Raw genomic sequence first — 22503 nt, forward strand, 5'->3', positions numbered from 1 at the left:
AAAGAATACAAGTCCCCAATACTTTGGGTTTTTATCAAACTTGATGTTGCAATACTTACATTAATTTTATTCAGCGCAACAATACAAGGAGTAAGCAACGATTTTTCTGATTTTGATTTATTTATGTATGTCTTGAATAGCTGTTGGTATTATTTTTTATATATGTTCCTTGTTCAGTGGTTTTGTTTGAGAATTTCAGAAAAACTGCCTTCTAGTTCATAAAGCAGTATATCAAATTCTAAAGAGTGGCCCCTTTAGGGGCCACTCTTTACATCATGTTTTTTAATGCTCGTGCAAATTTCAATACCTTTCCAGCTGCTTCTAAGTCAGTCAAAGCCCCGATTTCTAATAATGCAATACCCGTCAGAACTTGTTGGGCAGTAACCAGTTGTCCTGTAGGTAGTTCCAGTCTGTCGTAATGCATTTTAAAATGCTCCCATTGATCAGATGGGCTCAGTTCCCTTCCTTTTGTCATTCTCATTAACCGTTTACACTCCGGTGGAATGGTTTTCCCCTTATCCCATTCTTTGACTGTTCTCACAGTTTTTAAACAAAGTTCAGCAGCTTGTTCGACGGATAAACCACATTCAAATTCACGAAAAATATAGTTTTTAGTCATTTCGTGATACTTCATTGAATAGTCCCTCAAAAGAGAGACATTTTATAAGACTTGCATATGCAATCGAATTCAACATAAGCAGATATAATGCGCACTGTAATAGTGGTTCCTGTGGACTTGCAATCACTAAAGCCAATCCGGCACAAACCATTGAAATGCTTGATAATCCAAGTCCGTTATACTTTTTTGCAATTCCTTCCCATACTGATTTTATCTGCAGATTATCATTTCGAGTTGATTGGTTTATCTCACCTAGCCTGCATTCCCAGCCAATTACACGAGAGCCACTTCATTTTCATCTAGTTCATCGAGTCTGAAAGCTTTGCGCTCTTGCTGCCCGATGCTTCTAATCAACATTGAAATCACGAACCTGTGGTTATATGAAGCCGAATATACTTTTCTGGATATTTATAACGATAGCGTTTTCCTTTCCTCAAGTTGGATTTCACATACCGACAAACTTTTTTGTCACCACTACTGGTTACTCTTTTTATTACTGCTTTTTTACCTTTGTGTTCCATCTCTATCATGACATCGCAATAACCTTGGTAGCCATCAAATTTATTGTCCGCTTTCCTTTGAATCTTAGTTTTAATCTTTTTAGCCAATGGGTTCGTTTCCGAGTCGTCAGACAAAGCTGGAGTGCTTACGAAGAGTAAGAACATTAAAGTTACAACGTATCGCATAATTTAAGCCCGTTTATCTTATTGATTAATCAATGATAAATAATTTTTCTATAGATACGAAAATGGGACGCTATATTGCGTCCCATTTAACACGATTAAGTAACTGATATGTAATTAAGCTCGCTTCTTGCCTTTGCTCGCTTTGAAACCTTGATGCGGAAAAACGTTGCGAATCCGCTGTTGGATTTTTTTGGGAACGTCCTTGGAGAAGCTCAAGCGCATGCCGGTTCGTTGGCTATATACCTTCATTTCACCACTAAACGGATTATGTTCACTAATATCTTGTAAGTTATGTTTGAAAGAAGGTGGTAGATGCCCTTTTACGTTACTGATATGGCCGTTATCAAACTTTACTTTTAGCACTGGTCTATCAACTGCGATCAACCAAAAGATCACGATGGCAGCAATTAAGATTACATATAACATTTGGCACTCCCTATCCTAGCTAGATAGCAATTTACTCAAATCCTCTTTGATTGAGGTAACTTTTTGACTCGCTTTCTCACTTCTCGATGCTTCAGAAAGTAGATATTCAATTGCGTCAGATAATGTACAACCGAGCTCGTTTGCTCTACTAGAAAGCTTTTCCCAAACTCGGTAATCTAAATCAATGGATTTTTTCTTTGTATGGACTTGCTCTGCATTAAAGTGGCGTTTCCGTTTCGCTCGGATAGCCTGCTTGAGTTTATTGTCTAACTCTTCTGACATGTGGTTTTCTATCCAAGCCAAGACAAGTGTAGGCTCATGTTCAAGGCATTTTAGCTCTGCAACCGCGGCATCTGCTTCACTTGTATCAATATGTCGGGTAATCGCTTCACCATCTTTCCATTTCTTGATGAGATACTTCCATTTCCACCCACACTCTAGATTCTCAAGCTGCTGATATTTCATTTATTCCGACCCATAAACATAACCTAGTGACAGCGTAACCCAGATAATTTACTTGGGCAAATAAAACTCTTAGAAGTATCGATGTTGATCACTCATTTGTCTAAGTATTGTTCATTGAGTGTTGAATGCCGTGAGCGAACCAAATTGGTGCTAGGGTGTTATAGTCCATTTCGTTATAATGTCGGCAAGATTGAATTACGATGAATTTTAATGAACCAACTTAATTGGCAAGACGTAACACCTTCACTTGAGCAGTACGAAGCACTTTTAAAGTCTGCACCTTCGTTACCAAAGAAGTCTTTTACTGATCTTCAACCGAGGATGTCGGCAACGATATCTCGCTTTTCCAAAATGTCGGGATTGACACGCGTGCTACTCATTAACTGCGTCGATAATTCTGTCTATAGAGAGTTCATCAGTAAAGCTCTTCAGAGTCATTCTAACGCTGCGATTGTTTTGTCGGAATCACTTGATGCCAAACGTTTATTTGACCGTTACAGTGTTGATGTAAGTGGTGATATTGCCTTCCAACCTGGCTTGATTTCACAAGCTGACGACGGTTATTTGATTGTACCTGCTAATCTCATTCTGGCTAACCCGGGACTTTGGCCGAATATAAAGTCTGCAATTCAACAAAACCTTATCGAGCCACTGAACCTAAGCCCTACTCGCTTACCTACTTCAGTACCGCCATCTAAAGCTTATGATGTAAAACTGATTGTAACTGGGGAAAGAAGTCAGTTAGCAGAGCTAGAATATATCGACGAGGACTTTTGTTCAGGCTTTGCCATGTATACCGAAGTTGAAGAAGATATTCATTTGTCAGAGCAGAATTTGACAGATTACTTTGGTTTGGTGAACTGGATATGTTCTCAATATCAGCTGCCTCATTTAACGGAATGTGGCTTTAGAAGACTATTGCTAGCTGGTATGAGATTTACTGAAGATCAACATTATTTGCCGTTAGGTGTAATGTGGCATTCTCAACTTCTAACACTTGCCAGCCAGTTCAGTGATGGCCAAACATTAGATTACGAGTCATTAGATAAAGCGATTGACGACAAGTATTACCGCGAATCCTATCTTCCTCAGCGTGCCGTGTACGATATTTTAGATGGACAAGTCATCATTGAGACAACTGGGGAGCAAGTTGGCCAAATCAATGGCCTAACCGTCATCGATATGGCTGGACACCCTGTCAGCTATGGTGAGCCTGCCAGAATATCGTGTGTAATTCACTTTGGTGATGGCGATGTTTCCGATGTTGAGCGCAAAGCTGAGCTTGGAGGCAATCTACATGCGAAAGGCATGATGATTATGCAAGCTTTCTTAAGCTCTGCTCTAAAACTGGATGAACCACTGCCTTACTCTGCCTCAATTGTATTTGAACAGTCTTATAGTGAAGTTGACGGTGACAGCGCATCTCTCGCAGAACTTTGTTGCTTGGTGAGTGCGTTATCTGAATCTCCAATTAATCAACAAGTTGCGGTTACAGGAGCCGTCGATCAGTTTGGTCGAGTGCAAGCAGTCGGTGGCTTGAACGAGAAAGTTGAAGGTTTTTATCAGGTTTGTAAACATCAGGGTTTTACGGGAAATCAAGGCGTTGTCATGCCGAAATCAAACCTTAAACACCTTGCATTACATAAAGATGTAATAGAAAGCATTAAAAATGGTGAGTTCCATATTTGGTCCGTCTCTACGGTAGATGAAGCTATTCCGATTGTTATGAATAAACCTTTTAGAGGCGAAGACGAGAGCATTATTGGCAAAATAGCGGAACGTATTGAAAACTTTGAAAGACATGAGCATCCAGAAGGAATTGTGCAGCGCATCAAAAACTGGTTTGTCTAGTACTGATCGGAGTTGTTTAGCGTACACGTGTTCACTAAGATGCAGCTATCAAAAATTGGAGTAATTGATAATGCAAAACAAACGTGATTCTTATAACCGTGACGATCTACTTGCTTCTAGCCAAGGGGAACTGTTTGGGCCTGGTTACCCTCAGCTTCCTGCGCCAAACATGCTAATGATGGATCGTATTACTAAAATGTCTGAGACAGAGGGCGATTTTGGTAAAGGTTTGATCTTGGCGGAATTGGATATTACTCCAGATTTGTGGTTCTTTGATTGCCACTTCCCTGGTGATCCAGTAATGCCTGGCTGCCTTGGCCTTGACGCGATGTGGCAACTTGTTGGCTTCTTCCTTGGCTGGGTTGGCGGTAAAGGTAAAGGTCGCGCTCTAGGTGTTGGTGAAGTGAAGTTTACAGGCCAAATCCTACCGACGGCGAAAAAAGTAACCTACGAAATCCATATGAAACGCGTCGTAAATCGTAAACTAGTAATGGGTTTGGCTGACGGTCGTGTATGCGTAGATGGCAAAGAAATCTACGTTGCGAAAGATTTGAAAGTTGGTTTGTTCCAAGACACTTCAAACTTCTAATCACGAATTTAATCGATTTATAAAGGCTCCTATTTAGGGGCCTTTTTGTTTGCCTAGTCTATAAATGTAGAAAAGGCTCCGTAGAGCCCTTTCGAATCCTTCTTTTTGTATGTGGAGAGTTTATTTGTAGAGACCAGATTGTCTTTCATCTCTGGCATCACGCCAACCACCTAACCAATACGACCGAGCATCAACTTGTTGATATGGGCAAGCCTCTTGAGACCTTCCATTCAACCCAGCTTTATAGCCTTGAGATTGAGCTCGTTCTAGGCGATCACGCTTTTGTCTCTTCATAGTTAATTCCTCATACAGGTCCATTTACTAACGTACAGCTGTTATTGTGAAACTTTGATGGAGTTTTTATGACTCCACTTATAAGAATCGATCAAGTTGAGTGATTTCTCAAGGCATAAAAAAAGCAGAGGCTCAAATGTGTGAGCCTCTGCTTGATTTAAAAATTACTGACGATTTTTGACTATTTTCTACGGAACCCAAACAATCCAAGCATGGTCAAAGCTAACCAACCAAGGCCTGCACCTTGACGCTCTGTTGTCGTTGAGTCAACGCTTCGAGACACAATGTCCTTCTCAGTCGCACCTGCAATAGGCACCAATTTTACAGCTACGATTTGCTCATCAGAACTACATGTCGCATTGTTTGCTGTTGTACTGTAACCGCCAGCACATTTCATCGCGGTACCAGAAATCACACCTGCATCGTTGATATCGGTTGCGTCAATGATACGGAACTGGTTGTTTTGTTCAGAGTAGTCACCGCCATTAGTCAAACTATCTAGGAACCAAGCTTTTCCATTAAATAGTGTTGAAGCACGTTCACTAGTCTCACCACCTACACTGTATGGGTAGATAAAACCGCGCTTACGACGTGGCTTGCCATCGTCTTCACGCGTCGTTTCCGCATCAAGTTGCCCAACGATTTCATTGTAAGAGTTGATACCGCCCATCTTACCGCCTGCACCGCTAAAGAAAATACCTGTAGTTGGGTAAAAAGCGTTAATAGAATCCTTACGAACATCATTTACGATAAAGAGACGATTTGGAGCAGAGCCCGTTGGCATTAGATATCCGCCCGAACGTTTTGCTTCACCAATAGCAACAAAATTTGAGTTAACATCGGTTAATCGTGAGTTTGTATGAACCGTATCATCGCCCTCACTCTGTCTCGCTCCTACAACAACTTTGTTTTTCCAAGTTGCGTTTTCAACGCTACCTTCTGCCTCTAGGGTTCCGACAAAAACAGTAGCATTCAGATAGTTATCATCACTGTATGTGTTGTAACCCACGCCGTAAACCGTTGTTCCATCTGTGACAAGGTCACGCATGCTTCCTTGAGCCAGTCTTTCTCCATCTTTAGATGTGCCACTTGGCCAAGCCAACTCGCTGACGGTTCCACTTTGATCCCAAATAGCTGCTTTCGATGTGTGGTGAGCGCCATTGGTATTGCTTGCTGTTCGAGATACACTACCAACGGTAAAAGTGCCATCGGTTTTCCAAGCGTGGCTTTGCACAACGCTTGCGTCGTTATCACCTGTAACAAAATTTGGTTCAATAGGTGCTACGACTGTATTTCTTGTTTCCAGTGTCGACTTGTTTTCACTGTTGACTTTACTTTGATTACCGACAGCTGCACCATCTTCGGTAAGCTGATTGATAACATTGTTATATTCATTTTTATAAGCAGCAGAATCGCCTTCTACAAATGCTAACGCATTAGAAGTAAAGTCTTTACTACGCTCTTTGTTCCATGGGGTCCAGTTTACAGAAGCCCAAGAGTCACAAGTAGAATAGCGAAGCTGGTTATAACAGTAACGTTCAAAATCTTTGAGTTCTTGGATGTAATAAAAGCCCGCGTCCAATCCAAATGGAATTTCCTCACGATAGCTATTTCCATCCACAGCTTGTGTTGCTGAAATAGGTGTTGTGCGAGTTTCCATCGCAAGCTTAAATTGGTCTGGTGTACAGTTTGCTGCCGCATCAAAACAGCCCAAAGCGAAAGAGGAACCTGTTGAAGGATCTGTACCCGCATCACCTTGCTGAATTGCAACGCCGTAAGCCGTTTGGTAGTCACCGTTTGAACCATGATCCTGAGGTGAAACCTCAACCACTTGATACAATGCCGCTTGTGCGTTCATTGTGGTACCAACCATCATCGCAATGGCGGTCAATTTGAATTTATTACTACAATTCATTGAATTCTTAACTATCCTGTTGCATTGCTTCGAGTTCTTCCCATCTCTCGAATGCGTTTTCCAACTCCTGCTCTAGCGCAGCAAGCTGTTCCAATACCGGCTGAGTTTGCTCTACAGGTTTAGCAAAGAACTCTGGATCGTTCACTTGCTCCTGAAGGCCCTCGATATCCGACTCTAATTGTTCTAGTTTAGCTGGTAGAGCTTCTAATTCTCTTTGCAGCTTATACGATAACTTCTTCGAGTTGTTCTTAGGTTGAGTTGTTTTGGGAGTTTCCTCAACCATTTTTTCTCTTTTCGCTGGCTTTTCAACCGCTTGACGAACCGCCAATACCTGTTCACGCTGTTGTCTTGCATCGTGATAACCACCAACAAACTCTTCAATCACTCCGTTCCCTTCGAAGATCCAGCTTGTGGTAACGGTATTATCAACAAACTCTCGGTCGTGGCTAACTAAAAGCAATGTGCCCTGATAGTTGGCAAGCATTTCTTCTAAAAGTTCCAACGTTTCGATATCCAAATCGTTGGTTGGTTCATCAAGAATAAGTAAGTTGTTTGGTTTCAACAAGATACGAGCTAGCAGTAATCGGTTTTTCTCACCACCAGAGAGCGCCTTAACCGGGGTTCTTGCGCGCTTAGGTGCAAATAAGAAGTCTTGAAGATAACTCAGCGCATGACGCTGACGTCCCCCAACCATTACTTCTTGTTTCCCATCCGCTAAGTTATCGATCACTGTCTTTTCTGGATCCAAAATCTCTCGGTACTGATCAAAGTACGCGACTTCTAATTTTGTTCCGCAGTGTAAACGACCAGACTGCGCTTCCAATTGCCCCAATAGCAATTTAAGTACCGTACTCTTACCGCAGCCATTTGGTCCGATAAGTGCAATACGGTCACCGCGCATAATGTTAAAGCTGAAGTTGTCGACGATTGTCTTGCCTTCGTAAGCAAAAGATATGTTTTCTGCTTCAAATACAATTTTCCCTGAACGTGAAGCATCATCGATATTAAGGTTAACTTTGCCTTGGACATCCCGGCGATCGCGACGCTCTTCACGAAGTTTCTTCAATGCGCGTACACGACCTTCATTTCGAGTTCGGCGTGCTTTAATGCCCTGCCGAATCCAAACTTCCTCTTGAGCAAGCTTTTTGTCGAATTCAGCATTCTGCATTTCTTCAACGCGGAGCATCTCTTCTTTTTCTTCTAGGTAGTTGTCGTAATCACCTGGGAAAGAAGCTAATTGCCCGCGATCTAAATCAACAATGCGTGTTGCCATTGATTTGATGAACGCACGGTCGTGAGAAATAAAGATGATCGAGCCTTTGAAGTCTTTTAAGAAGTTCTCTAACCATTCGATAGTTGTTACATCAAGATGGTTTGTTGGCTCATCAAGAAGTAATACATCAGGGTCACAAACCAGCGCGCGAGCTAAAGCGGCTTTACGTTGCCAACCACCGGATAAATCGGTCAGTTTAGTTTCTGGACTTAGTTTTAAAGCACCAAGTACGTTCTTAACACGGTCATCAAAACGCCAAGCATTAGAATGGTCAAGTTGCTCTTGAACCTTGGCTAAACGGTTGATGTTTTTCTCACTCGGGTCTTGAGCAACAAGATCGAGAAGATCGTGATAGATCTTCAGTTGTTCGCCGATTTCAGCCAAACCGCCAGATACGTATTCGTAAACCGTACCCTCTTGATTACGCGGTGGATCTTGTTCAAGTCGAGAAACAACGACGTCTTGAGTGATTTGAATCTTGCCGTCGTCCAACAAAATGTCGCCGGCAAGCACTTTCATTAACGTGGACTTACCTGCTCCGTTGCGACCCACTAAACAAACGCGTTCGTTTTCTTGAAGAGCGAACTCCGCTTTGTCCAGCAATGGGTGGTCACCAAATGCAAGTTGTGCGTTATGAATGGTAAGTAATGCCATTATTATCCAACCAATGTGTGAGTTGTTCTAAGTCAAACGGCCAGTTCAACTCAGAATCTTGATACTTTAATACGGGTATTGTGACGCCGTAACGAGAAAACAGTGCATCATCGAACGCAATATCAATGATATCTGTTTGCTCGGCCAAACCAATTTGGTCTACTAGAGCAAATGCCATCTCACAAAGATGGCATCCCTCCGTGCTATACAATATCAGCACGTATTAATCCTTTTGTTTATACTACGCGTGCGTTACTAGCCAACAGTTATGAATCTGTTTATTACGCGCAAAATCTAATGGTAACGTTTGAGAAGAAATATTCTGAGCCTTCAAACCAAGTTCGGCCAGCGACTCTTCATCCATCTTGAAGTAGCGCTTGTTATTCGAGAATACGATAGTGCCTTCACTTCTTAGTAAACGTTTAAGATTCTTCATCAGTTTAATGTGGTCACGTTGTACGTCGAATGATGTTTCCATACGCTTAGAGTTAGAGAACGTAGGTGGATCAATAAAGATCAAGTCGTACTCACCTTTCGCGTTTTCTAGCCATTGCAAACAGTCTGCTTGTTCATAGCGATGCTGACGTCCTACACAGCCGTTAAGCTGCATATTGTCTTTCGCCCAGTTCAAGTAGGTATTTGACATATCAATAGTCGTTGTGGAACGAGCGCCACCAACCGCTGCGTGAACCGTCGCACTCCCAGTATATGCAAACAAGTTTAAGAAATCTTTACCTTGCGCCATTTCACCTAAGCGACGACGAGTGATCTTATGATCCAAGAACAAGCCAGTGTCTAGATAGTCATGAAGGTTTACGATCAGCTTCACACCGTACTCGTTTACTTCAAGCGTCTCTGATACCTGACCTAATTTTTGGTATTGGCTGCGACCCTTCTGCTTTTCACGAACTTTAAGTACTACTTTGTTCGCCTCTACACCTGTCACCTGAATCGTTGCACGAATGATATCCGTTAGGCGACGTTTTGCTTTTTCTTCTGGAATGTTTTTTGGCGCAGCATACTCTTGAATTACGATTTGATCGCCGTATACGTCTATCGCCACATTGTATTCAGGAAGATCAGCGTCATAGATTCGGTAGCAATCAAGCTTCTCTTTACGAGCCCACTTGCCAATCTTGCCAATGTTTTTCTTTAAACGATTTGAAAAGTCTGGTGCGATTTGAACATTAGTATCAGCACCCTTCACCTCATCAGCACTGCGCTCTGCAATACTGTAGTTCTTTTGGTGACAAGGTAACGCACCATTATTCAATTTAAATTGTTTATCAGCACGCATACGAAGACAGCTCAGCAGCTCGTCTGAACTCGAGAAGATAGAGGCTTTACATCCACCAAACTCAGATTTTAGCTGTCCACCAAATGCGGTGTAGAGCGCAATTAGCCCCGGCTCAGTTCCTAGACGTTCACCGTAAGGTGGGTTTGAAACGATAACACCGTGTTCGAATCCTGCAGGACGAGTAATGGTTGCAGCATCACCTTGTGCGAACTCAATCAATTCTTCAACGCCTGCTCTGCGCGCGTTTTCTTGAGCAACTTTTAATACTTTAGGGTCGTTATCGAAGCCAAAAAACTTAGCGTCAACTTTCTTGACACCTCGTCTAGCTTGAACATTAGCCTCTGATTTAATCTCTGCCCAAGTCTCTGGTTCAAAGTCTTCCAACACTTCGAAACCCCATTGCTTTCGCTTAACGCCAGGAGCCATGTTGGCAGCCATCATCGCAGCTTCAATAAGCAAAGTACCAGAACCGCACATTGGATCGAGTAATGGTTGATGCCCATCCCAGCCACAACGCATGATAATCGCAGAAGCAAGCGTTTCACGTAACGGGGCACGACCCGATTCTGGTCGGTAGCCACGCTGATGCAAACCACTGCCTACCATATCGATCCCAAGCAACGCTTTATCTTTATGCAAACGAACGTGAATACGAACATCTGGGCGTTCTTTACTGATGTTGGGACGCGGCAAACCTTTATTTTCAAAGCAATCTACGATGCCATCTTTGACTTTCATCGCACCGTATTGGCTATTTCTGATCTCACGGTTTGTGCCGTTAAAGTCCACAACAAAACGTTTAGAGCTATGAAATTGGTTAACCCAGTTAATAGCAGATGTAGATAAATACAAGTCCATGTCGTTGTTACACGTGAACTCAGATAAAACACGTACAAATCGAGACGCTAAACGGCTCCACAAACAACAGCGATAAACCTGTTCGTTTGTCGCTTTAAATTTTACGCCTGCCTGTACTGGTTTCGCATTTTCAATGCCTAGTTTAGTCAGTTCTTCAACAAGCAAATTTTCCATGCCATTTGAAGTTACCGCGAGATATTGATTCATAGTGTTCTTTCGCTGATAAAAAATGGCTTCAATTATACCTGACTTTACGATCAATGCCTCGTTTTTAAAGGAATTTCCCCACCTGTTAGTTCAAATCATCACCAACAAAATGATCTGAAACTTTCAACATCTTCAATTTGAGTGTTTTTTATTCACGAACGAAATTTTGTTCCCTTTGCAAGAAGTGAATACTTATTTACGTTAATTTTGGTATATACCAGAACGAAATGGTTGATGTAAGTTACTTACATTTTTGCCTTATAGGGGAATAAATGGGGTTATTTTAAGCGCTAGGTTGCCTAGTTAAAGGAGTCATCAGATTGAAATAAGTAAAATAGAAGTGACCAGCTTCATGTTTGCATGCATAGAAAACATACAGTTTCATGGCTGATGGGGCTCTAGTATCAAAGGAAAGGACAAAAAAAATCGACCTAACGAGGTCGACTAATGCAAACAAAGGAACGAAATAAAGAAAAAATTAAACAGGTTTATCCCACCATTGCCATAGGGGTTATTGCAAAGAGGTGATTTGCACAAGCCATGCGGTCATGCATTACTTTAATCGGCTGCCCAAACTGAAGCGCCTTATTGCCATCAAGCACAAACGCTTCTTGGTTAACATAAGCACATAAGCTCGACGTCTCGCCTGGTTCTAACACGATGAACATGCCATCAGAATATTGGTTTGTTAGAAAGACCATGTCCCCTTCTTCAGGCTCGTAACCTGAGGACTGTGCGTCAAAGAACCAGCTTTTAGGCTGTACAGGTTTATGAAAGCGCTTTGCTGCAACACAATACAGTGTTAACTCAGCTTGGCGGTATTCGCTGATGTCGAGGCATCGAATACGTTCATTAAACGTTTGGAATGCACTGGCGTCATCAACGGTAAATTCATTGTTTGAGAAGGCACAGTTAACCAACAATTTTCGGGATAAATTGGTTTGGAAAATCATTTCCTCCCCCAGATCCAGCATTAAGCAAGCTTTTTGCTCGTCAAAATACCAATTCCATTTGTCGCTGGGTTTAAGCATTATTCCGTTCTCTCTTGACTAGTTAAATCAGTGGTAAAGAGGTAAGACGCTTAATTACCTACTCGTGATTTTTAAATTTTACAAACGAACGGATAAAAAAAAAGAGGAAACAAAGTCCTCTTTTTTATGTAATAGCTACTGATTTTTCAGTGGTTTTTGATGTGTATGTTAAAGATTCTTAACAATATCACGTACTAGGCCTGGGCCGTGGTAAATAAAGCCGGTGTAGACTTGAACAAGTTTAGCGCCTGCCATCAGCTTTTCTTTGGCTGCAACATAGGAATCCACACCACCAACACCGATAATTGGAAGTTTGTCTCCTAGCTCTTCATGAAGCTTACGTACGACTTCCGTAGAGCGTGATTGCACAGGGCGACCACTTAAACCACCTGCCTCATTGGCGTGTTTCATTCCTTCTACGATCGTGCGATCCAGAGTTGTGTTAGTCGCGATCACACCATCTATATTGTTTTTCAATAAAGAATCGCAGATTTGGCAGATTTCTTCGTCACTCAAATCAGGCGCAATTTTTAATGCTAGCGGGACGTATTTGTTGTATTTCTCTGAAAGTTCCGCTTGTTTCGCTTTTAATTCAGAAAGTAGTTCATCAAGCGCTTCACCATATTGAAGTGAACGAAGACCCGGAGTGTTCGGTGATGAGATATTAACCGCAATGTAGCCTGCGTACTCATACACTTTCTCCATACAAATCAGGTAGTCCTCTGCCCCTTTCTCAATTGGTGTGTCTTTGTTTTTACCAATATTAATTCCGAGAACACAGTTGAATTTTGCTTGCTTTACATTCTCGACCAAATTATCAACGCCTAGGTTGTTAAAGCCCATGCGATTGATGATCCCTTCAGCTTCGACTAAGCGAAATAAGCGTGGTTTATCATTCCCTGGTTGCGGACGAGGTGTTACTGTGCCAACTTCGACAAAGCCAAAGCCCATGGCATCAAATGCTTCAATGCATTCACCGTTTTTATCTAAGCCAGCCGCAAGACCTACTGGGTTACGGAATGTTAGTCCCATACACTCAACTGGACGAGTTGGTAATTGTTGGCGGTAAAAGAGATCAAGTGGTGTGCCGTTAAAGCGTTGGAAGTTCTTGATTGCAAGATCGTGTGCCTTCTCGGCATCGAGTTGGAAAAAGCCAGTTCTGGCTAGACGGTAAAGCATTGTGCCTCCGAAAGAAAAAAGCCCCGTATAAACGGGACAATATTATTTACTGTTTTTCATCGTAATTCAATGAAAATGAATGTATTAAGTAAAAACCTATATCTTTCTAATATTTTCAAATATAAAACAAACAATTAGAGTAAGATTTCAACAATAAAATTTATAACTAACCACCCTAAAGCAATCGATTTCAGCCTATTTTAACTTCCCAATGCTGTTACGCTGTAACTCACCTGCACTATAGTAGAAACGATGAGCAACAAAAAAGCCTCGCTAAATAACGAGGCTTTTACTTACAATTTGACTAGCTCATCTACTCTTTCGACGAACAGTTGAGATTCAAGAGTACTAATTCTCGAAGTGCTACAGAAAACTTAGCAAATTCGTGGACAGAGCCAACTTTGAACTCATTCAAGATGCTTTCCCAACGGTGCAGTGATTGCTCGTTAGTTTCCATCCAATCTTCTAACGCTTTCATCACGTCTAGCTCTTCCGTTGCACAGCCGCAATTTAATACCTGAGCCGTAAGTTGACGTTGTTGCCAGTCCAGATCTTCTCGGAATGCAGCTCTTGCCAGTGCCTGCCAGTTATTATCAACGGCTTGGCTGTTAATTTGCTTCAAGAACCAGTGTAACGACAAACGGTCACCTAAGTTAAAGTAGAGCTTCGATGCTTGCTCAACCGTTTTACCTGTTTCACTCGCCACTGATGAGATATCCAGTGCAGATTGTAAGCTGGATAAACGAGCGACTTGATGTGCAAGTTTCTCTTCTACCCCTTTCTCAATCCACCCTTGAGCAAGTTCATTGTGTTCTTCTACTTCAGACTCAACCAGCATAGTGTCTAAGGTTTTAGTGATAACATTGACATCTTGCTTGTAGATAGCAATCAGCTCACCAACTGTGCATTTACCACTGCGGTTGCGAAGCAACCAACGTGCAATTCGACGTAGTGCTCGACGAACATAAAACATGATTTCGTACTGAGCTTGAGCAGTGGCGATATTATCGAGTTCACGAGTCTGCTTAAGAATTGCTTCTAGATCGAAAATTTCACGAGCCGCACTGTATGCGTTAGCAATATCGACAACACTTGCACCGGTTTCTTCTTGCAAACGAGTGACGAAGTTACAGCCCATTTCATTAACCATCTGGTTAGCCAATGCTGTAGCGATAATTTCAGCTCGCAGTGGGTGATTAACCATTTGATCTTTATAGTTACGTCGTAACGCACTTGGGAAATATTCAACAAGCTGTTTCGCATGGAATTCATCATTCGCGATTTCATCCGTAACAAGTTGCTGTTTAAGTACCATTTTACCGTAGGCAACTAACACTGATAGCTCAGGGCGAGTCAGACCTAGTCCCTGTTTTTCACGCTCGATTAGCGTTTCATCATCAGGGATGTATTCGAGAGCACGATCCAAGTACCCTGCTTTTTCCATGGTATGGATGAATCGAATTTGTTCCTTAACAATGCCAACACCTTGCTGTTCAGTCACGGAGATCGACTCCGACTGACGGTAAGCATCATCTAAGACAATTTCACCCACTTCGTCTTCCATAGACTCTAGAATTTGGTTACGTTGCTTAACCGTAAGATCGCCATTTGAAACCAGTCCATTGAGGAAGATCTTGATGTTGACTTCATTATCCGAACAGTCAACGCCACCCACGTTATCAACGAAGTCTGTGTTCACTCGGCCGCCAGTCAGTGCGTATTCAATACGACCAAGCTGAGTCATACCCAAGTTACCGCCTTCGCCAACCACTTTTGCTCTTAAGTCACGGCCGTCAATGCGTAGCATGTCGTTAGCACGGTCACCAACATCCGTATGAGTTTCTGTCGAGGCTTTAACGTAAGTGCCGATACCACCATTCCAAAGCAGATCGACTTTCATTTTCAAGATCATCTTAATCAGATCGTTAGGCGCTAAAGATGCTTTCTTAGTACCTAACATTTTCTGAATTTCTGGCGTCAACTGAATCGATTTTGATCGACGAGAGAAGATACCACCACCTTGAGAGATCAAGTCTTTATTGTAATCTTCCCAGCTTGATCTTGGCAGATTAAACAAGCGGTTACGTTCTTCCCAGCTGGTGGTTGAATCTGGATTTGGATCAATAAAGATGTGCATGTGGTTAAAGGCAGCTTGCAATCGAATGTGCTTCGATAACAGCATACCGTTACCGAACACGTCACCTGCCATATCACCTACACCGATTGCGGTAAAGTCAGTGGTCTGGCAGTTGATGCCCATTTCACGGAAGTGACGCTTAACAGATTCCCAACCACCTTTTGCAGTGATACCCATCGCTTTGTGGTCGTAACCATTTGAACCACCTGAAGCAAATGCGTCACCTAACCAGAAGTTGTACTCTGCAGAAACAGAGTTCGCTAGATCTGAGAATGTTGCTGTGCCTTTATCTGCAGCCACTACTAGGTATGGGTCATCTTCGTCATGGCGCACAACGTTTTGTGGTGGCACGACTTCACCTTCAATGATGTTATCTGATACATCAAGTAGCGCACGAATAAATCGTTTGTAACAACGTTGGCCTTCAGCAAAGATCTCATCACGGGTTGTGAGAGATGGCTGGCGTTTACAAACAAAGCCGCCTTTTGCACCCACAGGTACGATAACGGTGTTCTTAACTTGCTGAGCTTTTACGAGACCAAGAATCTCTGTACGGAAATCTTCTTGACGGTCTGACCAACGTAAACCACCACGAGCCACTTTTCCGCCACGAAGGTGAACACCCTCAATATCTGGTGCGTACACAAAGATCTCGAACGCGGGTACAGGCTGCGGAATCTCTGGAATATCGCTCGGTTTCATTTTCAAAGATAACCAAGGCTTAGGTTGCTTACTTTCGTCTAGCTGATAGTAGTTAGTACGAAGTGTCGCCATGATCATGTCGATGTAACGACGAATAATACGATCGTCATCCAAGCTCTCTACACGATCCAACTGCTCTGTTAGCTTTTTAATCAGATCGTTTTGGCCTTTTTCACTGCCTTTGTGTTTCGGATCGAATCGCTTGGTGAACAGCTTGACTAGACCTGTTGCTAAGTCTGGGTAGTGGCTTAGCGTGTCTTCGATGTATTGTTGACTGAATGGGAAACCGACTTGGCGCATGTATCGAGCATAAGCACGAAGAATGGAAATTTCACGCCCAGATAGCGACGCACCGAGTACCAATCGGTTAAAACCATCACTTTCAAGGTTGCCCGCCCAAATTGCGGCAAATGCTTGTTGGAAACGATCACGAGCCTCACGAAGATCAACTGTTTTCTCGCTCTTATGCAGCATAGAGAAATCAAGGATCCAGAATGTCTGTCCGTTGTTTTTCTCGATCTCATACGGTGATTCACCGATCACTCGCAAGCCAAGGTTTTCAAGCATTGGCATTACGTCAGAAAGATGGATTGGCTCATCGCGATGGTATAATTTCAAGCGAACAGCTTTTGAATCCGCCCCCTCTTCTTGAGGTCGGTAGAACAACATGCCAAGTTTATTATCATCACTTAACGCTTCTAAGCGTTCAATATCTGCAACCGCAGAACCTGGCATCATGTCCTCTTTATATGAGCGAGGGAACGCACTCATGTATTCTTTTGAAAGAGGAAGGCCTTTGCTTTCACCAAAGTTAGCAATGATGGATTCTTTTAGTCTGTCATCCCAAGAGGTAGAAACTTCCATTAGGTTTTGCTCGATCTTTTTCACGTCTACGTCAATGTTGTTATTGTCTACACGAACAATGTAATGTGTTCTCGCTAGTGGGCTTTCTGAGAAGAACGTTGTAAATTCAACCTCTTGCTCGCAACCAAAGTACTGCTTAAGAATGCGTTGAGTTTGACGACGCAATTCTGTGTTGTAACGATCTTTAGTGACATAAACCATGCAACTGAAGAAACGACCAAATGGGTCTTTACGAACAAACAAACGCAGTAAGTCACGATCTTGCATTTGTACAACACCCATTCCCACCTCAAGCAGCTCTTCTTCATTAGCTTGGAGTAGTTCATCGCGTGGGTAGTTTTCTAAGATATTGTGCAATGCTTTGTATGAATACGATCCGTGACGGTATCCGCTCGCTTCAAGGATACGGTCCACTTTTTCACGGATCAGAGGGATGCTTTGTACCGCTTGGTTATACACGGCAGAGGTATATAAACCAGTAAAGCGATGCTCACCTATTACTTTACCGTTTTCATCAAACTTCTTAATACCGATGTAATCAGTATAAGCTGGACGGTGAATACGAGATGCTTTGTTACCTTTTGTGATAATCAGAGCGTATGGCTTTTTCGCTTCTAACCGCGCAGAGTCTGAAAGCTCAGATAGCTTGACGCTACGTACACGCTTGTCATCAGCAAATAGACCAAGTCCTTTCTCTTTAGCAGGAACAAGCTCGGTATCACCATTGACTTCTTCTAAGTCATAATCTTTGTAACCCATAAAGGTAAAATTATGATCTTCTAGCCAACGAAGAAATGCGATCGTTTCGTCCATACGATCCGTTTGGATAGAAACACGATCTTTATTTTGCTCAAGTTCATCAGTCACAAGCTTAAGCTTATCAACCATTTGCTTCCAGTCATCAACGACTAAACGAGTGTCAGATAGAATTTTTAACAGCTCTTCTTTAAGCGCTTGCATCTCTTCTTTACTAGTAAGGCGGTCTACCTCGATATGGAACAGTGATTGAAGAACACCACCCTCACCGTTTACGTCGGTAACTTGGCCTTTTTTATCACGCTGTATTTGTGTTGGGTTGTTTAACATTAGGTGGCAAACAAGGTCCAAACGCGCTAAAGCCATTTTGACTGAGTCCACTAAGAATGGACTATCTGGAACAACAATTTCTACGATTGTGTGTGTGGATTGCCAGCCTTGACGACTTACGGTCGGGTTAAATACTCGTACCGAAATCTCTTCTGGTTTTTTTTCATTGATATGGTGCCAAAGGCTGACGACAGCACCATAAAGATCGGATTCGTTTCGCTGAATCAGGTCATCATCAGCAATGTTACTGAATAAGTGTTGAGCAAGTTTAGTTACAAGCGTTTGGTGAGAAAGCTCGAGTTTGTCTTGAATCAGTTGGTAAACTTTTTCAAGCAGAACCGGCACTACATTTTCACGCGCGGTCATATTCACACTCCACATTAGAATTGTTGTTTTGTAGGGGGACTTAGTAGCTAGGTTGTTACCTTAGAAACTAAGCATAGGTAATGCATGTGCCCATTGTAAAAGCATAATTACAAATGTTTAACAACTAATCGTGGTGGTAAGAGGTGAAATGTCCGATTCTGTGACTAAGATTCCTATTTAACTCTCTGCAAATACAATACATCACAGAGTTTCTAACTTAAGAAACTTATTATTTTGGTCAGTTGTTAGTCTAAACTGGCCTTTAATGCCTAATTGACTAAGAAATGGTCTAAATCGTGCTGCGGGTAACTGCAAACGTAAACCGTTATGTGTGACGACTTGAACAACACTTGCCGCGCCAGAATAATGGGATAAAAACGTTTGATATGAAATGTTGAGGTTGAAGTAGTAATAGTTCATGAAGTAAAAACTAAGTGACATAAACAATAAGGTGGCCTTAATGACCACCCTATTGTGTTGTTTACTATTCGTCTAGTGCTTTAGTCACTTTTTCGAATAAGTCTTTAGCAAGATTATCCATTGCTTTGAGCTTTTCAAGTTCTGCTTTGATCAAAGCTTGGCGGCCTTCATCGTATTTACGGAACTTAAGCAAAGGATCAATCATTCTAGATGCGACTTGTGGGTTCGAATCATTAAGTTGGCGAAGGATTTCTCCTGCAAATTGGTAACCTGCACCGGATTTATCATGAAAACGTACAGGGTTGGCACTTAAGAACGAACCAATCAAACTGCGCGTACGGTTCGGGTTCTTCAAACTAAATGCTTCGTGGTTCATGGTTGCTTTTACTTTTTCAAGTGCATCCTCTGCAGGATTGCTACCTTGAAGTGCAAACCACTTGTCCATAACCAAACCATCGTGCTTCCATTTATCGCTATAGTCTGCCATAAGAGCTTCACGACACTCAAGCTGAGCACTATTTGCCGCACTCATCGCTGCAATCGTATCTGTCATGTTATTTGCAGATACGTATTGTGCTTTCACTAAATCATTACCTTTTTCCGTATGTGCTAGGTATTGCAGACAACGGTTACGTAATGCACGCTTGCCAATCGCAGCATGATCGATCGTGTACTCTGTTTGCTTCAGTGTATGATAAGTTGCACTTAGCTCATCTTCTAACTCTTGGGAAAGTGACACTGTAATGCTGTTTAGAACTTTGTCTACGGCATCGATGTCAATTTGCTGGTACCAGCCAGTAATCTCATTAATTGAAGGCAAAGAGAAAACTTGAGCAATGAAAGCTGGCTCAAGCGTCTCATCCAATAGCACACCACGGAACGCATCTATCACGCCTTCAGAAAGCGATACTTCTTGTCCGGCTTGAACGTTTTTCACGTTCTGACGAATGTACTTAGCCAATAGCATTTGGCTTGCATCCCAACGAGCAAAGTCATTCGTCGCGTGTTTCATCAAGAAGACTAATTCATCATCACTGTAGTCGTATTCTAGTTTTACTGGTGCCGAAAATTCACGCAACAAAGATGGCACTGGTTGTTCTTCGACATTCTCGAATACGAACGTTTGCTTATCTTGTTTAATATCTAGCACGTTGTGAACAGATTCACCGTTAATCAGCAACGGGATAACTCGACCTTTCGAATCGTACAGCTCGATATCAAACGGAATGTGCAGCGCTTGCTTCTCAGCCTGGTCTTGCGTTGGCTCCGTAAATTGCTCTACCGTTAGTGCGTAAGTTTTTGCATTGGCATTGTATTCGCTATTTACGCGCAGCGTCGGTGTACCAGACTGGCTGTACCATAGACGGAATTGTTTTAAATCGACACCAGTGGCATCTTCCATTGCAGAAACAAAGTCTTCGCATGTCGCAGCAGTACCATCGTGACGTTCAAAGTAAAGTTTCATCCCTTTTTGGAAGCCCTCTTCGCCAAGTAGCGTATGGTACATACGAATAACTTCGCTGCCCTTTTCATACACTGTTAGCGTGTAGAAGTTGTTCATCTCAATGACTTTGTCAGGACGAATCGGGTGAGACATTGGACTTGCATCTTCTGCAAACTGAGGGCCACGGATGATACGTACGTTATCGATGCGATTATCTGCGCGAGAGCCTAAATCAGAAGAGAATTCTTGGTCACGGAATACGGTTAAGCCTTCTTTTAGACTTAGTTGGAACCAGTCACGACAAGTGACACGGTTGCCAGTCCAGTTGTGGAAGTACTCATGACCGATTACAGCTTCGATACCTAAGTAGTCACGATCCGTCGCCGTTTGGTCATTCGCCAAAACATACTTTGAGTTAAAGATGTTTAGGCCTTTGTTTTCCATTGCGCCCATATTGAAGAAGTCAACGGCAACGATCATGTAAATATCCAGATCGTATTCAAGGCCAAAGCGTTCTTCATCCCACTTCATCGAGTTGATCAGCGATGTCATCGCATGGCCTGCACGATCTAAGTTACCTTTATCAACAAAGATTTCTAAATCAACACTGCGACCTGACATCGTTGTGTATTTGTCACGCAGTACGTCAAAGTCCCCTGCGACAAGAGCAAACAAGTAAGCTGGCTTTGGATGCGGGTCCTGCCATTGAACCCAATGACGACCGTTCTCTGCATCGCCTTCTGCAATTCGGTTACCATTGCTCAGCAAATATGGATAAGCGGCTTTATCTGCGATCACTTTTGTCGTGTATTTTGCCAGAACATCAGGACGATCTAAGTAATAAGTAATACGACGGAAGCCCTCGGCCTCACACTGAGTACAAAATGCGCCGCCTGATTTGTACAAACCTTCGAGTGCTGTATTCGCTTCAGGATCAATTTTGGTGACGATTTCAAGTTCAAACTCGGATGGAAGATCGGTCAGTACAAGCGATGATTCTTTCACTTCGTGATGAGCCCAATCCTCACCGTTTACTTTTACAGCGCGCAGCTCAAGCCCCTCGCCATCGAGTTCTAGCGTTGTTGTATCGCCTTTTTGAGCAACCTTTGATATCGCCGTAACGATGGTGTCATTGTCATAAAGATCAAACGTAAGATCGATATCGGTAATCGCGTGAGATGGCTCTTGATAATCTTTACGATATTTGGCCTGGGGAGCTTGGGACATGAGCATAAATCCTTGTATGTCGAACAACAAAAATACCAGACTGCATGATCAAAAATGCAGTTCTGGTATCACTATATAAGCTATTTGTAGGGGTTGTGGTATCAGAATACAAGTCTTTCCATCAAAAAACGGAGCTTTTAGTGCTCTAGCTCCGTTTTTTGATTAACATTTAAACAACATTGACAATTTACCGTATGCTCGCTTAATTTGTCGTAACAAGATAAGCTATCAAGGCGTTACCCGATTAAGTACCGCGTACATATCGCCATTTGAATCTTCAATCGTTAATTCATTTTTGTTGAGCTTATAGGTGGTCCCGTGCTCGCCATTTTCATAGAGCAAGACTAAATATTCATCTTCTGTGTAGAAAACACCTTGCTTGATTGACTCATCCCCTTCTTCGTTGGATACCCGAAACATAAACACGAAGTCAGGTTGAAGTATCAGATCCATATGGTTGATGTTGTTTGCCACAAGGCCATCTCCGGATACATAAGAGCTAGACCATATGCCCGCTAGCGAGTTAGACAACCCTTTAGTAAAAGTCACACCATTAAGATCAAGCGTATTGTGATTATTGCGATAGGCATAAATTTGAGGCTCATCTGTGTTTAAGCCAAGAACGATGGTGTCTTCATTGGCGTTATACAATCCTTCCCAATGATCGACAGAATAATCTTTCTTTTGAATATCAATAGAAAAGCTGTAGTCGGAACCCAGTGACAGTTTTATCGCACGAAAATTTTCAGCCGACTCTTCGGGGTTTTGGTTCATTAAATACCAGTCTCCGATGAGAAACGGCGTGTCAAAGTGACTTAATTCATCTTCTCTGGTGTTTTCTCCGCTAAACACACTAAAGCAGCAAAAGCTAAGTAAAATAAAGAACCATTTCATATCGGCATCCTTATCGTTT

17 protein-coding genes and 1 pseudogene are annotated in these 22503 nt (G+C 42.4%); 2 read left to right on the forward strand and 16 right to left on the reverse strand.

Going from position 1 to position 22503, the window contains the following annotated elements:
• Positions 1-268: 268 nt before the first annotated feature.
• The 5 genes and pseudogenes from MTR11_RS08245 to matP all read right to left on the reverse strand — a co-directional run bounded on the left by MTR11_RS08245 (position 269) and on the right by matP (position 2196).
• On the reverse strand, positions 269-634 hold the full coding sequence (locus tag MTR11_RS08245; RefSeq protein ID WP_243327281.1) for a regulator: 366 nt from the start codon (positions 632-634) through the stop codon (positions 269-271).
• A pseudogene (locus MTR11_RS08250) lies at positions 612-851 on the reverse strand (DUF3693 domain-containing protein); the annotation flags it as partial. The pseudogene MTR11_RS08250 and the gene MTR11_RS08245, both read right to left, overlap by 23 nt.
• A 130-nt stretch (positions 852-981) precedes the next feature.
• On the reverse strand, positions 982-1305 hold the full coding sequence (locus MTR11_RS08255) for a hypothetical protein (RefSeq protein ID WP_243327282.1): 324 nt from the start codon (positions 1303-1305) through the stop codon (positions 982-984).
• A 114-nt stretch (positions 1306-1419) separates the two neighbouring features.
• Complete coding sequence (locus MTR11_RS08260) at positions 1420-1731, reverse strand: DUF3634 family protein (protein WP_005396496.1); 312 nt, start codon at positions 1729-1731, stop codon at positions 1420-1422.
• A 15-nt stretch (positions 1732-1746) separates the two neighbouring features.
• A complete protein-coding gene (matP, locus tag MTR11_RS08265) occupies positions 1747-2196 on the reverse strand; it encodes a macrodomain Ter protein MatP (RefSeq protein WP_243327283.1) in 450 nt (149 codons plus the stop codon).
• A gap of 210 nt (positions 2197-2406) precedes the next feature.
• Here matP and MTR11_RS08270 point away from each other — a divergent pair, with 210 nt between their 5' ends.
• On the forward strand, positions 2407-4047 hold the full coding sequence (locus tag MTR11_RS08270; RefSeq protein ID WP_243327284.1) for a S16 family serine protease: 1641 nt from the start codon (positions 2407-2409) through the stop codon (positions 4045-4047).
• Between the two features lie 70 nt (positions 4048-4117).
• Complete coding sequence (gene fabA / locus MTR11_RS08275; RefSeq protein ID WP_005396499.1) at positions 4118-4636, forward strand: bifunctional 3-hydroxydecanoyl-ACP dehydratase/trans-2-decenoyl-ACP isomerase; 519 nt, start codon at positions 4118-4120, stop codon at positions 4634-4636.
• Between the two features lie 120 nt (positions 4637-4756).
• On the opposite strand, the gene rmf is transcribed toward fabA, so the two are convergent.
• The 11 genes from rmf to MTR11_RS08330 all read right to left on the reverse strand — a co-directional run bounded on the left by rmf (position 4757) and on the right by MTR11_RS08330 (position 22484).
• Complete coding sequence (gene rmf / locus MTR11_RS08280) at positions 4757-4930, reverse strand: ribosome modulation factor (protein ID WP_005377453.1); 174 nt, start codon at positions 4928-4930, stop codon at positions 4757-4759.
• A 181-nt stretch (positions 4931-5111) separates the two neighbouring features.
• Positions 5112-6845 carry a DUF3466 family protein gene (locus MTR11_RS08285; protein ID WP_243327285.1) on the reverse strand — a complete coding sequence of 578 codons (1734 nt, stop codon included), beginning with the start codon at positions 6843-6845 and terminating at the stop codon, positions 5112-5114.
• 7 nt (positions 6846-6852) lie between these two features.
• Positions 6853-8772, reverse strand: coding sequence for an ABC transporter ATP-binding protein (locus tag MTR11_RS08290; protein ID WP_243327286.1), 1920 nt, complete (start codon positions 8770-8772; stop codon positions 6853-6855).
• The gene (locus MTR11_RS08295) at positions 8750-8992 is read right to left on the reverse strand and encodes a glutaredoxin family protein (RefSeq protein ID WP_074190119.1); all 243 of its coding nucleotides are present in this window, start codon (positions 8990-8992) and stop codon (positions 8750-8752) included. The genes MTR11_RS08290 and MTR11_RS08295 overlap by 23 nt, the downstream gene beginning before the upstream one ends.
• A 21-nt stretch (positions 8993-9013) precedes the next feature.
• Positions 9014-11134, reverse strand: coding sequence for a bifunctional 23S rRNA (guanine(2069)-N(7))-methyltransferase RlmK/23S rRNA (guanine(2445)-N(2))-methyltransferase RlmL (gene rlmKL / locus MTR11_RS08300; protein ID WP_243327287.1), 2121 nt, complete (start codon positions 11132-11134; stop codon positions 9014-9016).
• Positions 11135-11622: 488 nt separating this feature from the next.
• Complete coding sequence (locus tag MTR11_RS08305; protein ID WP_005396505.1) at positions 11623-12165, reverse strand: cell division protein ZapC; 543 nt, start codon at positions 12163-12165, stop codon at positions 11623-11625.
• A gap of 168 nt (positions 12166-12333) precedes the next feature.
• The gene (gene pyrD / locus MTR11_RS08310; RefSeq protein ID WP_006743218.1) at positions 12334-13344 is read right to left on the reverse strand and encodes a quinone-dependent dihydroorotate dehydrogenase; all 1011 of its coding nucleotides are present in this window, start codon (positions 13342-13344) and stop codon (positions 12334-12336) included.
• 313 nt (positions 13345-13657) lie between these two features.
• Positions 13658-18499: an NAD-glutamate dehydrogenase gene (locus tag MTR11_RS08315; protein ID WP_243327288.1), complete on the reverse strand. Its 4842-nt coding sequence runs from the start codon at positions 18497-18499 to the stop codon at positions 13658-13660.
• Positions 18500-18700: 201 nt separating this feature from the next.
• On the reverse strand, positions 18701-18919 hold the full coding sequence (locus tag MTR11_RS08320) for a DUF2835 domain-containing protein (RefSeq protein WP_046876238.1): 219 nt from the start codon (positions 18917-18919) through the stop codon (positions 18701-18703).
• 64 nt (positions 18920-18983) lie between these two features.
• Positions 18984-21590, reverse strand: a complete 2607-nt coding sequence (gene pepN, locus MTR11_RS08325) for an aminopeptidase N (protein WP_243327289.1) — start codon at positions 21588-21590, stop codon at positions 18984-18986.
• 228 nt (positions 21591-21818) lie between these two features.
• On the reverse strand, positions 21819-22484 hold the full coding sequence (locus tag MTR11_RS08330) for a hypothetical protein (protein WP_243327290.1): 666 nt from the start codon (positions 22482-22484) through the stop codon (positions 21819-21821).
• Positions 22485-22503: the final 19 nt, after the last annotated feature.

Origin of the sequence: Vibrio sp. CCB-PB317 (genome assembly GCF_022808245.1) — a bacterium.
Lineage (GTDB): Bacteria > Pseudomonadota > Gammaproteobacteria > Enterobacterales > Vibrionaceae > Vibrio > Vibrio diabolicus.